The organism is Robertmurraya sp. FSL W8-0741 (assembly GCF_038004005.1).
In the GTDB taxonomy this organism is placed as follows: Bacteria; Bacillota; Bacilli; order Bacillales; family Cytobacillaceae; genus Robertmurraya; species Robertmurraya siralis.
Genome location: NZ_JBBOQG010000001.1, coordinates 2200964 through 2213016, shown reverse-complemented (window position 1 = coordinate 2213016; position 12053 = coordinate 2200964). Strand labels below are relative to the sequence as shown.

The 12053-nt window shown below is 37.5% G+C and carries 14 protein-coding genes; 1 reads left to right on the top strand and 13 read right to left on the bottom strand.

Translation table 11 applies throughout. From position 1 onward, the window contains the following. Positions 1–29: 29 nt before the first annotated feature. The 6 genes from NST02_RS10700 to NST02_RS10675 form a co-directional block, all read right to left on the bottom strand. Entirely contained in the window at positions 30–230 is a 201-nt protein-coding gene (locus tag NST02_RS10700) for a DUF2768 domain-containing protein (RefSeq protein WP_095306553.1), read from the bottom strand. Between the two features lie 398 nt (positions 231–628). Beyond that, the gene (locus tag NST02_RS10695) at positions 629–1678 is read right to left on the bottom strand and encodes an NAD(P)H-dependent glycerol-3-phosphate dehydrogenase (protein WP_095306554.1); all 1050 of its coding nucleotides are present in this window, start codon (positions 1676–1678) and stop codon (positions 629–631) included. A gap of 150 nt (positions 1679–1828) precedes the next feature. After that, positions 1829–3139, bottom strand: coding sequence for a ribosome biogenesis GTPase Der (der, locus tag NST02_RS10690; protein ID WP_095306597.1), 1311 nt, complete (start codon positions 3137–3139; stop codon positions 1829–1831). Between the two features lie 244 nt (positions 3140–3383). After that, on the bottom strand, positions 3384–3569 hold the full coding sequence (locus tag NST02_RS10685; protein ID WP_095306555.1) for a capping complex subunit for YIEGIA: 186 nt from the start codon (positions 3567–3569) through the stop codon (positions 3384–3386). A gap of 5 nt (positions 3570–3574) precedes the next feature. Then, entirely contained in the window at positions 3575–4462 is an 888-nt protein-coding gene (locus NST02_RS10680) for a YIEGIA family protein (protein WP_095306556.1), read from the bottom strand. Then, complete coding sequence (locus NST02_RS10675) at positions 4459–5043, bottom strand: YphA family membrane protein (protein ID WP_340948964.1); 585 nt, start codon at positions 5041–5043, stop codon at positions 4459–4461. Before NST02_RS10675 ends, NST02_RS10680 begins: the two co-directional genes overlap by 4 nt. A 174-nt stretch (positions 5044–5217) precedes the next feature. On the opposite strand from NST02_RS10675, the gene NST02_RS10670 reads away from it, so the two are divergent. Next, positions 5218–5355: a YpzI family protein gene (locus NST02_RS10670; protein WP_095306558.1), complete on the top strand. Its 138-nt coding sequence runs from the start codon at positions 5218–5220 to the stop codon at positions 5353–5355. A 271-nt stretch (positions 5356–5626) separates the two neighbouring features. Here NST02_RS10670 and fni read toward each other — a convergent pair whose 3' ends face one another. From fni to ypeB, 7 genes are all read right to left on the bottom strand, one after another. Further along, positions 5627–6679, bottom strand: a complete 1053-nt coding sequence (fni, locus tag NST02_RS10665; RefSeq protein WP_340948962.1) for a type 2 isopentenyl-diphosphate Delta-isomerase — start codon at positions 6677–6679, stop codon at positions 5627–5629. 82 nt (positions 6680–6761) lie between these two features. Further along, positions 6762–7898 carry a 30S ribosomal protein S1 gene (gene rpsA, locus NST02_RS10660; protein WP_137743178.1) on the bottom strand — a complete coding sequence of 379 codons (1137 nt, stop codon included), beginning with the start codon at positions 7896–7898 and terminating at the stop codon, positions 6762–6764. Positions 7899–8092: 194 nt separating this feature from the next. Next, complete coding sequence (locus tag NST02_RS10655) at positions 8093–8683, bottom strand: lysophospholipid acyltransferase family protein (protein WP_095306561.1); 591 nt, start codon at positions 8681–8683, stop codon at positions 8093–8095. Between the two features lies 1 nt (position 8684). Then, entirely contained in the window at positions 8685–9359 is a 675-nt protein-coding gene (cmk, locus tag NST02_RS10650) for a (d)CMP kinase (protein WP_095306598.1), read from the bottom strand. A gap of 207 nt (positions 9360–9566) precedes the next feature. Next, positions 9567–9749, bottom strand: a complete 183-nt coding sequence (locus NST02_RS10645) for a DUF5359 family protein (RefSeq protein WP_095306562.1) — start codon at positions 9747–9749, stop codon at positions 9567–9569. 82 nt (positions 9750–9831) lie between these two features. Beyond that, on the bottom strand, positions 9832–10491 hold the full coding sequence (locus NST02_RS10640) for a flagellar brake protein (protein ID WP_095306563.1): 660 nt from the start codon (positions 10489–10491) through the stop codon (positions 9832–9834). A 209-nt stretch (positions 10492–10700) separates the two neighbouring features. Then, entirely contained in the window at positions 10701–12050 is a 1350-nt protein-coding gene (ypeB, locus tag NST02_RS10635) for a germination protein YpeB (protein ID WP_095306564.1), read from the bottom strand. Positions 12051–12053: the final 3 nt, after the last annotated feature.

Genomic DNA, 12053 nt, shown 5'->3' with positions numbered 1-12053 from the left:
TCCTTCTATTCTATGTATTGATTAATAATCTATGTGGTCGGGCCGCTTAAAACTACGAAAAAAATAATAATTCCACTAAAGATCATTAATACGTACGCAATGAGAGCAGTAATAAATTTTATAACACTATTTTTAAATTTATAGCGGCTAAAATAAATCATGATAATTGAAATAAACATAAATCCCATTGCAGAGATCGAGATCCACATTTTTAACATGGCTGGTGACATATCATCAACTCCTTCGAGAGACTTAGAGATTCAACTAAAATATCGTTCTGATTAGGACCGGGAAAACGCAAAAAATAAAGACTCCACTGTCATTTTCCGAATTATTATAACATAAGCAATAACAGATAAGTAAATCATTTGTCCCATCAATGAGCTAGCATCCTATCTTTTATTAACAAAAATTCCCAACTGATAAAAAGGACAAAAAAAGACTAAAGTAAAGTAGGGGGCTGCTCTTTACTTTAGCCTAAAATGACTAAATACACCATACACCCTGTTCATTTCACCAGTTTGCTTCGCTCCCATTGTATGCATCACCAAGATAAATCGCATCCTCGAAAGCCTATATTTTGAAAATATTATAGACATACACCATGTATCCATTAACTGGTTACGACTTAAATCTGGTCACTTGAGAGAACGTTTGCTAAATCCTCCATTTCATGGGTTTTGACTCGTGACATTAAGGAATCCACTTCATCTTTCGGACTAGCGTCCTTGAATAGCACATTATGAAGTGCTGTCGTAATCGGCATTTTCACTTCAAATTTTGCTGCCAATTGATAAGCAGCTTTCGTTGTTCTTACCCCTTCAACAACCATTCCCATATTGTCCAAAACCTCTTGTAGCTTTTGACCTTTGCCTAGTAAATTTCCAGCTCTCCAATTTCTTGAGTGCACACTTGTACATGTGACAATTAAATCACCGATCCCCGCTAATCCTGAAAAGGTTAACGGACTTGCTCCCATTTTAGTACCCAGTCGGGCAATCTCAGCAAGACCTCTTGTGATCAATGCCGCTTTGGCATTGTCGCCATAGCCAAGCCCATCCGTAATCCCAGCAGCGAGGGCAATGATATTCTTTAAAGCGCCCCCGATTTCTACACCAACAATATCCGGGTTTGTATACACCCGAAAATAGGAATTAATAAATAAGTCTTGGATTCTTTCCGCTGCCCCCATATTTTTCGAGGAAACCGTTACCGTTGTAATAAACCTGCGACTGACCTCTTCTGCATGGCTCGGTCCCGAAAGTACAACAACATCTTTTAGTAGCTCCGCTTCCATTTCATCCTCAATCATTTCAGAGATTGTCATCAATGTATCTGGTTCAATCCCTTTGCTTACATGGACGATTGTTAACGGGCGCTCCTGAACTTCCTGAATCTGCTTAAGCACTTCTCGAATCGCTTTAGTCGGGACTGCTAAAAGAATGAGATCAATATTTTCTAATGCTGTTTGCAGCGATGAATGGCCCACAACTTCTTCCGGAAGCGTAACTCCCGGTAAATATTTTTCATTGCTATGATTGTTATTAATTTCCTCAATTTGCTGAGGGTTATGTCCCCAAAGTCTAACCTCATGCCCATTATCTGCAAGGACCATTGCTAATGCCGTTCCCCAGCTCCCAGCACCGATGACGGAGATTTTTTCTCTTTTTCTTTCCACATTATCACGTCCTTATTTTAATTAGTGAACACTGTTTCGCACATAACTTAGACAAAGTCAAGGAGTCTAAAGTTACCGAAAAAAGCGATATTGAAAAAGTTTAGTGCTACTATAAGCATTAGAAAAAATGACCTATCTATTTTGCAAATTTTATTTACGTTCACGAGCAAAGATTTTTATCGGGGTACCTTCAAATCCAAACGCATCTCGAATGCGGTTTTCTAAAAAGCGCTGGTAAGAGAAATGCATCAATTCTGGATCATTGACAAAGACAACAAATGTTGGAGGGCCGACAGCAACTTGTGTTGCATAGTAAATCTTCAACCTTTTCCCTTTATCTGTTGGCGTTGGATTCATAGCTACAGCGTCCATTATAACATCATTTAAAACGCTTGTTTCCACTCTTCTCATATGGTTTTCACTTGCCATATCAATCATCGGAACTAAAGTATGTATGCGTTTTTTTGTTAAGGCTGATAAAAACACAATCGGTGCATAATCCAAAAATAGAAAATGATCTCTAATTTTCTGTTCAAAGTCTTTCATTGTTTTTTCATCTTTTTCAACAGCATCCCACTTGTTAACAACGATGACAACTGCTCTTCCCGCCTCATGGGCATAACCCGCAATTTTTTTATCCTGTTCAATAATTCCTTCTTCTCCATCTAGAACAACTAGAACAACGTCTGATCTTTCAATTGCCCTTAAAGCACGCAAAACACTATATTTTTCTGTACTTTCATAGACTTTACCTTTTTTACGCATACCTGCCGTATCAATAATGACATATTTTTGCCCATTCACCGTCACCATTGAGTCGATCGCATCACGAGTTGTACCAGCAATATTGCTAACAATTACCCGTTCTTCTCCGAGAATGGCATTAACAAGTGAAGATTTTCCTACATTTGGGCGCCCTATTAACGAGAATTTAATAGTATCCGGATCATAATGATCTCCCTCATCCTTCGGAAAATGCTTCGCGGCCTCATCCAATAAATCACCTAATCCTAAGCCATGAGCACCCGAAATTGGGAATGGTTCTCCAAATCCTAAGGAGTAAAAATCATAAATCTGCTCCCTCATCTCTGGGTTATCAATTTTGTTAACAGCTAAAACAACTGGCTTCTTAGCCTTATACAAAATCTTCGCTACTTCTTCATCAGCAGCAGTTACTCCTTCTCGGCCATTGGTTAAAAAAATAATCACATCTGCTTCGTCTATCGCAATTTCGGCCTGTTGACGAATCTGATCCAAAAAGGGTTCATCTCCAATGTCAATTCCACCTGTATCAATAATATTAAAATCATGAGTTAACCACTCTGCGGCGCTGTATATCCGATCTCTCGTTACCCCTGGAATATCTTCTACAATTGAAACCCGATCTCCTACTATCCGGTTAAAAATCGTTGATTTCCCTACATTTGGACGTCCAACTATGGCTACTACTGGTTTCACCATGAACATCACCCTTTCCTTCTTATAGACTACACTTGCACATAATTCTGAAGTGTTTACATCTTTTAATAATGTTTTTCTTTCAATTTGGCATTTCCTTAGTAAAGAAACCCTTCCATATTAGAAGGGCCTAACCTAATTATATTAACAAAGTGAATACTCCCTCGCAACGAAAAGATTGGATGAGCCAGTGTTTGTTTGGCTAAAAATCACGAAAAATGAAGCTTGAGAGTAATTAGCGAACACATTAATGCTTCACAATTATATACAAATCTTCTGTTAACGCATGAGCAATCCCATCCAAGATCGCTTCCAAATTGGCTGTAACCTTATCCATCTCTTCCTTGTTATCACAATAAAAAACAGCAACACCAGAAGGAACCTTCTTTGGATTTGTTGTGATAACAGCAAGAATAAATTTTTCCAGGTCCATTGTTTTTACATCCCCTCTTCCTTTTTCTTTCTTTCTGTCGGCATCCGGATCGCATTTTCTAATGTCGGTACTTTACCGATGATTTCAATTGCTCTTTCTATATCTCTTTCTTGAGGCAGAACAAAAATACCAATTCTGCCATCATCTAAATCTCTTTTCGCCAAAGGAACTAATGCGGGAGTTCCTGAGTCTCGATATACACCTAGCGCGGTTGAAACATCATGTAAAATCGCTTGTCTTTGCCCTAAATTCGCGATCGTTGAGCGTGAGTCGAAATTTTTAGGTTTCAAAATAAAACCCATTCCGTAGCGTAAAACCTCTTTTCTTCTTTCAGGCAATCCGATATTCATAATGTAGATATTGTCTACATATAATCCAGAGCCATCAAATCTCGGCTCCACATACTCAATTTCAACAATATCTTCAAGCTTTCCACCCGCCATTAAAATTTTCGAAAGAAAAAAAGCAATTACACCAACCAATAAACCACCCCATAAATTCGTCATAATGTACCCAAGTGTTGTCAGAAGGGAAGTGAAGATGACTAAATAATTGCGGCTCTCAAAGGCGATAGCAATACCTTCAATATATGTTTTTCCCCTTGGAACAAGTTCATAGCTATCCATTTCCGTTAATGTATTCCGTTCCATATTGCGTACCTCTCTAAATTGAGATGCGGCAATAGTTAAAAAGGTAACTGCTGTGAAATCTTCCTCCAAAATAGATGGGACTGCAAGTGTCCCTAAGCCAGCAGCAATAAAACCTAAAGCAATATGGATGATTTTCCCATGCAAATATGTTGGATACTGGCGATAATCTGTTCTTAACATATAAACTCTTGTTAAAGTTCCAATAATAATCCCAAGTAGGATGGAGTATGTATATTCACTCATGATGGTTTTTGCTTTCCCCTTTCAAGATGTTTAATTTGAGATTCAAAATAGGATGACACCTTTTTAAAACCATATATAATGAGCAAAAATCCGATCGAGATTGAGATGACATCCAAATAAGCAAACGAGCCAATTAAATAAGTAGGAGTAATATGTTTTAAGATCGACGCATACAGAATCTCTCCATGTATGGAACCACAAATAAGGATGATGATGCGAAATTTCACATCATGGTGTAAAAGTAAGGCGATATAAGTTAAAAGAAAGGACAACATCATATTTCGATCGAAAATAAGCCATACTGGATCGTATAGTTCATATAGATGAAAGGTTGTAAATGCAAGCATGATAATAAAGGAGGTAATAAAGAGATATAGACCTTTCCTTCCCCTTTGTTTTGCCATTGTTATATACGCAGCTAAAAGCAGAAACAAGCTTGAAGCAGAAATATTAAGAGCAAACAGTTTCATTGAATAAGAAGATAAAATAATGACACTTAAAATAGCGGCTGATAGCAGAAGTCTTGAGCGACTTTTACTCATAAAAAAGTGGTGACAATCCAAAATATCCAAAATAACCAAAAAAAGAGAACTCCTTCCATTCCGTTACCTCCTATCATCTCCATTATGTCTCATCGCTATGTACTTTAATCTGCACTAAATAAACTTTTATGAGCCACAAAAGACTGATATCAAGGTTGTCTTTGAATAGAATGATGAAAAAAGATAGATCCTATAAGTTAGGAGGTGGCCAGCATGGGAAAAGATCGTCAAGAAAAAAAGATAAACAAAAGTAATAAAGTAGAATCCGATCGTGATCAAGCACTCCATTATCCAGGAGCCACAAAAATGTCCAGCCCACAAGAAGCAAAAAAACTAAACAATGGAAAGTAGAAAAGCGGAAGGTCCCTGTTTAGCACCGTATGGCCTGGAGAGGCAGTGACTGAGATATAGGAGATACGAAGAGCGGAAGCGATTCGTTATCGACTTATCGTAGGGAGCTGGCTTGAAGGACAATAGGTGCTAGGGACCTGCAGCTGGACAAAGAAAAGCGAAAGCGGCTTGTTCATCTCCGTACAAACTGAAAGGGCCTCGACTTATCGGGGGAACAATAAAGCTCCCGGCGCTTTTTAGCACCGGGAGCTTTACTTTGTAAAAGAAAATTTTATGTTCGTTGGCTGTATCTTTTAGAATCAATTCCTCTTTCAGTTAGCCAATGATGAGTTTGACCAGATATTAACAGAGGAACATGCTGGAGTTCTAATAACGTTTTTGCCCCTAAGGCCGTCATCATAATTTGTAGCTCTTTTTTCATCTCTTCAATTTCTTCAATGAGAGCTTCATATCCGTCATTGACAAGTATTTTTAAAATTTGCCCGGCAAGACCTGTTGCTGAAGCACCAAGTGAGATGGCTTTAATAATATCGAGACTATTTTGAATTCCCCCAGAACCAATAACTGAAACTTCTCGACTCGCTTCGGCTGCTTCTATAATAGAGATTGCGGTCGGAATGCCCCAATTATTAAAAAAAGTAAGCAGCTTGCTTCTTCTTTCGTTTTCAATCTTAGCGAAATTTGTACCACCAAAACCTCCAACATCAACAGCCGACACTCCAACACTCTGAAGTTTTTCAACTGTTTCACGTCCCATTCCAAAACCGACTTCCTTAACAATTACAGGAACCTCAAGATCATTAACGATAGACTCAATTCTTCTGAGAGCGCCGACAAAATTCCGATCTCCTTCAGGCATCGTTAACTCCTGAATGGTATTCAAATGAATTTGCAATGCGTTGGCCTCAAGCATATCAACCGCTGCTTTTGCTTGTTCGACAGACGCTTCACTCCCTAAATTTGCAAAAATAAGCCCATTCCGATTTTCTTCACGTACAATTTTAAATGTTCTTTCCTCTGATGGATCCTTTAAGGCAGACATTTGTGATCCGACAGCGATCGGGACGTTTGCTTCCCTTGCTACAATCGCTAATTTTCGATTAATTTGCAATGTCGCTTCACCGCCACCACCTGTCATTGCATTTATAAAAATTGGCGAACTTAATGTAAGTTCGCCAATTTTTGTTCTTAATTGCACTTGCTCTATAGAACAATCAGGTAAGCTTTGGTGAATAAAAGTAATGTCATCGAAACCAGCAAGTCTGCTTTGACCAATTTTTAAAGCATGCTGTATATGTTCTGATTTCCTTTTTGCTCTTGTCACCTATTATCACCTTTTTAATAGTCGTTTATATTATTTTTGTCCATTTCATCATTTTTCATGATAATAATGAATCATAATAACGCTATTCTTTTATCTTTTTAAGTTGTTCACCGATCATTTCCCCAAGTTGGAATCCTTTAGATTCTTCTGGGAGTTCATAATCAGAAAATTCCGGTTCCTTCTCTTCAAGCTCTTTTATACTTAAAGATAATCTTTGAATATCTTCATTTGCTTCAAGAACCTTCACTTTAATGGTTTGCCCCTCTTTAAGCACCTCATGAGGAGTTCCAATATGCTTATGTGAAATTTGAGAAATATGGACCAATCCCTCTACACCTGGAAACACTTCTACGAAAGCACCATAGGAGACAAGACGTTTTACAACACCGTCAAGAACAGAATCTTTCGGCGCTTTTTCAGCAAGATTATGCCATGGTCCAGGTAAGGTTTCCTTAATGGACAATGAAATTCTCTCATTGTCTCTATCTACATTCAATACTTTAACATTTACTTTCTGACCTACTTGGACAACATCAGCCGGTTTTTGAACATGCTCATGCGATAACTGAGAAATATGGACTAAACCATCAATCCCCCCGATATCAACAAATGCCCCAAAATCGGTGATCCTTTGAACTGTTCCTTCCAAAACTTGCCCAGGCTGCAGTGAATTAAGAAGAGCTAATTTCTGCTTGCCAATTTCTTCCTCAACAACGGCGCGGTGAGAAAGGATTAAGCGATTTTTCTCTTGGTCCAATTCAACAATTTTAAAAGCTAATGTCTTATCCTTATATTCCGAAAAATCTTCAACAAAATGAGCTTCAACGAGAGATGCAGGAACAAACCCTCTTACACCTAAGTCAACAACGAGACCGCCTTTAACGACATCTTTGACTTCTGCTTCAAAAATCTCTCCCGTTTCATATTTTTGTTCTAAAACGCTCCATGCTTTTTTAGCATCTGCTTTTCTTTTAGATAAAATTAAAGCATCCTCTTCAACTTTAGTTACTTCAAGTTCAAGCTCTTGACCAACTTCGACAACATCGCTAGCCTTTTCAATATGCAGACTAGAAAGCTCGCTAATTGGAATAATTCCATCCAGCTTGCTGTCTTCAATATTCACGATTACCTGCTTTTCTTCAACTTTGGAAACAGTACCGGTGACACTATCACCGATCTCAAAATTCTTCACTTCTACTTGATTCATCTCTTCGGACATATGTACTCCTCCTTAATCCAATCGCTACTTCCTAAAAAAGAAAAATATTAATGAATTAATTCATTTTCCAAACATCACTCCGAAAGAATTATAGTTAAAATTATAATCCTTCAGACAATTCAAATGTCATGTTCAAGCAATCTGCACTTTTCTATAACTTCTTACAAATGCTTCTATTTGTCAAGAAAGAAGAATCACACATTCTTCTTATGAGCCTCAATTAATAGGCGAATTTCATTCATAATCACTTCTGTTGTTTCTTCAGGTGAAGCTTTAGTTTCTCTAAGCCGTTGCATATCAATGGGCTTTCCATACACGACTTTTAATTTCGAAAAAGCTTTATAAGGACCAATGATCGCGCACGGTACAACTTCAGCATCTGTTCTTAAAGCAAAAAAACCAGCTCCCGCCAATCCTTTGCCAAGCTCTCCTGTTTTACTCCGAGTTCCCTCGGGAAAAAGACCTAGAACCTTGCCCTCTTTTAATACTTTAAGTCCTTTGCGAAGTGCTTCTCTATCACTCATACCTCGCTTCACAGGAAATGCGTTTAAATGAGGAAGCAATTTCCCAAGAATAGGTACTGAAAACAACTCCTCTTTCGCCATAAAATGAATCGTCCTCGGAGCTACAATTCCTACTATCGGAGGGTCAAAATTATGGATATGGTTTGCACAAAGTAAAACCCCACCGTCTTTTGGAAAATTCTCCTTGCCTATCACTTCCATCCGATAGATTGGTTTTAAAATTCCATATACAACTGATTTTGCAAATGAATAAAAAGACATCTCATCCGATCCTTTCCATTGCCAATGTCATAATTGATTCAACGACTTCGTCTATTGATTTAGATGTTGTATCAATAACAACAGCATCATCCGCTTTTTTCAAAGGGGCTACTTCCCTCTCAGAGTCAAGCTTATCCCTTGCGGCAATTTCTTCTTTTAATGTTTCTAAATCGGAAGGATAACCTTTTTCGATATTTTCAGCATGACGTCTCTGGGCTCTTTCCTCTACACTAGCAAGAAGAAATATTTTAACCTCGGCAGTAGGAATGACATGTGTTCCAATATCCCTACCATCCATCACCACTCCGCCCTCTGCTGCCAAGTTTTTTTGCCTTCTAACCATCTCTTCTCGAATCATTCGATGCCTAGCCACAATGGAAACATGATTCGTCACTTCAGAACCACGAATTTCACTGGAAACATCTCTTCCATTTACCAATACCCGTTGGCCATTTTCCGAAGGCTTTAAAAGTATTTCTGTTTTTTTTAAAAGCTCCAGTAATTGTACTTCTTCTTGGAGATCGATCCCTTTCTGTAACGCCTGAAAGGTTAATCCTCTATACATGGCACCTGTGTCTACATATATATAATTCAATTTATTGGCCACAATTTTAGCGACTGTACTTTTTCCTGCAGCAGCAGGACCATCTATAGCAATGGAAATTCTGTTCATAATTCCTCCTAGTTGTTGCACCATATCTACTAAAATATAGCAGATGAATGTTTGGCTTTATCTTCAAAGCAAAACTTCATTTGCTGACTCTATTTTAACATATGAATCCGAAATGACATTAGAAAAAAGACAGCTATTTTTATTTTTTCATCTCCACATAGGATTTATGTTTAAATTTTATTCGATCAAAAAATGAAGCAGTTTCCTGCTTCATTTCATTCCATTAAAAGTCTCCAGTAAATCAGAAAAATTTGTATCTGATACCCCCTCATACTGAGTGATTTCTTTTAATTCAGGTAGTACATTCCATTTATGTAAAAAAATCTGCGTTAATAACAGAAATAAAAATTGCACAATAATTATTTTGATCATAATTCTTTCTATCGTTTTCATCTTTACACCCCCAATGCAAATTTAACGATTATTTCCATTATGGGATTTTAAGAAGAAACTTATTCTATTTTCAATATTTTCTTTATTCTAGTAGTCCTTTTTTCTTCATGGCAACTTGACGATCAAAGCAAAAGCGCAACAAAATTTGGCGTTGATGTGAATCTACCCCATTAAACTCAAGGGAAACCTTGTTCCTTCTTCCATCGAGCGGAATAACCCGTACAACTTTAGCTTGAATACAGAAATAATGATACTCTCCATTTTGCATCGGAAAAACCATCCATGCCTGAACCATCAGCCCGTTATATAAATTCAAATCACTTGGAACGATAATGGCCGCTCCACCTGCACTTATATCATCAGTTACAGTAACAAATGGCTTTATTTCACCTTCCAAAGGATGAACTGCCACATCGACAGAAGTTTCAATACGTACATATTGACGGCGCTGAATTCTCATAAGAAGCTCATCTCCTGGATAGGAGAGAATCATCATTGGAATATTTTGTTTGACTCTTCCAATCACTTCTGTCTCAAATGAATACACTGTCCCATCCTTCATTACAAAGGAACATTTAAGCTGAGTGCCATCAATAAAAAAAGCTGACTTACTTGTCATTATGTTTATCGGATAGTCAATATAAAGATGTGTTCCTTTTCTTTCTGCTAACTTGCATTTATACTTTTCCACTTTATCCCTATTTTTCAATTCCAAAGTAAGTGGGTCGCCGATTTTTAACATCTCATCACACTTTCCATAAGTCATTATTCTTTTGATCAATTCATAAGCACGATCAAACTAAATGCGAAAATTGACCTATTATTTATCATTATGACACGGCTGAACATAAGTGTGCAAGCTAAAATAGAGACAAACTACCTACCCACAAAGGACTACCTCAAAAAAAATGAAGTAGTCCTTGCATTAATACGAATCTTTTTCTAATTTTATTAAACAACATCTTCATAAATTGGTTCTGCATTCTGTAACTTTTCCACTTTTTCCTCTACACCACTATTAGCATTAATAAAAATGCGATAAGTATCGTCTCCAAGTGTTCCTAAAAATTCATAGCAAAGAACTTCTTCGTTTAAATCATTAATGACAATCGCTAAGTTTTCTTCCATTACCTCAACATTTGGATTGATTTCCTTTCTTACTTCATCCGCTGTCATCGTTGGTTTGGCAATTTTCCTCTTATGATGTGCTTTCAAATAATCATCTGCGGAAAACCCAATGATATTGCCATTATCCAGCGCAACTTTTACACGAATTGCATCTGGATAAACGCGAACATCATTTTCATTTGTAACAAAGGTGAAGACTCCAACATTATCAAACTGACTACTTTCAAATAAGTCTAGGTTTTCAAAGTTATTGTCTTTTAAAAATTTGATCGCTTTATTGCTGGCATCATTCAAACTAATTTTTTGCTCTTTTACATCCCTTGAAACGATAAACCAAATTGGATAGCCCCCTTTTTTCGTGATATCCATATTCGCTTCAAGCTTTGATTTTTTATCTATTATGGAAACGCTATAAAAACCAACGTCCGCCCCTTTTCCATTATCGGTGGTTTGAACCGTTACATTCTCTCCAAATCCAGTATATTTTTTCGCTGTTTGTTCCGCTTCTTGTTGCGTTATATCATCGCCTTCTAAATACTGATAAAGATTGTCCTTCTTTTGCAAGCTAACAAAGGTAGGTCCAAAATCCGTTTCTCCATAGCTTTCTACTGTTTTCTCAACAGTTTTAAACCCATCTATAATCGTATTGTCCAGCGGTTGTTCTTCCGATGCTAGGGCAAGCTCAACATCCATCCATCTTAAATTATTGTTTAATACTGTATGCTGAACACCCCTTAACTCTTTTTGTATATCGGCAGACTGAGCATATAAATCCTTCAGGGTATTATATTCTTTATCCGATAATGGTTCTTTTTCCAAATCTCGAACCGCAGTACGATAACTGAAATCTCCAATTTGGGCTAAAAACTCCTCTGTTTTGTTAAAAGGGAGCAAGGTGAGAGGAAGTTGCCCCACATCACTATGTGCCTGTGCAGTTATTTTCCATACATCAGCAAGTGCAGGAGATAGAGATTTGCGTGAGTTCATTGCCAATGTCGTACCAATTTTATCGTTCAATAAATCTATTTGATAAGTTAAATCATGAAAAGCTCTTTGGTAGTTATTTTCAGCATTAATCAAAATGGCATTTTTTTCTCGATGCTCCTGGTACCCCCAAAACGCTGTCCCTGCGACGCCTAGAGCTAATACTCCGATAAGAATTCCTCTAATCATCTT

Excerpts from the sequence above, each read along its gene's own strand:
- NST02_RS10700 (WP_095306553.1), bottom strand. The coding sequence starts at position 230 with ATGTCACCAGCCATGTTAAAAATGTGGATCTCGATCTCTGCAATGGGA.
- der (WP_095306597.1), bottom strand. The coding sequence starts at position 3,139 with ATGGTGAAACCAGTAGTAGCCATAGTTGGACGTCCAAATGTAGGGAAA.
- NST02_RS10685 (WP_095306555.1), bottom strand. The coding sequence starts at position 3,569 with ATGGACCTGGAAAAATTTATTCTTGCTGTTATCACAACAAATCCAAAG.
- NST02_RS10680 (WP_095306556.1), bottom strand. The coding sequence starts at position 4,462 with ATGAGTGAATATACATACTCCATCCTACTTGGGATTATTATTGGAACT.
- NST02_RS10670 (WP_095306558.1), top strand. The coding sequence starts at position 5,218 with ATGGGAAAAGATCGTCAAGAAAAAAAGATAAACAAAAGTAATAAAGTA.
- rpsA (WP_137743178.1), bottom strand. The coding sequence starts at position 7,898 with ATGTCCGAAGAGATGAATCAAGTAGAAGTGAAGAATTTTGAGATCGGT.
- NST02_RS10655 (WP_095306561.1), bottom strand. The coding sequence starts at position 8,683 with ATGTCTTTTTATTCATTTGCAAAATCAGTTGTATATGGAATTTTAAAA.
- NST02_RS10645 (WP_095306562.1), bottom strand. The coding sequence starts at position 9,749 with ATGAAAACGATAGAAAGAATTATGATCAAAATAATTATTGTGCAATTT.
- NST02_RS10640 (WP_095306563.1), bottom strand. The coding sequence starts at position 10,491 with ATGTTAAAAATCGGCGACCCACTTACTTTGGAATTGAAAAATAGGGAT.
- ypeB (WP_095306564.1), bottom strand. The coding sequence starts at position 12,050 with ATGATTAGAGGAATTCTTATCGGAGTATTAGCTCTAGGCGTCGCAGGG.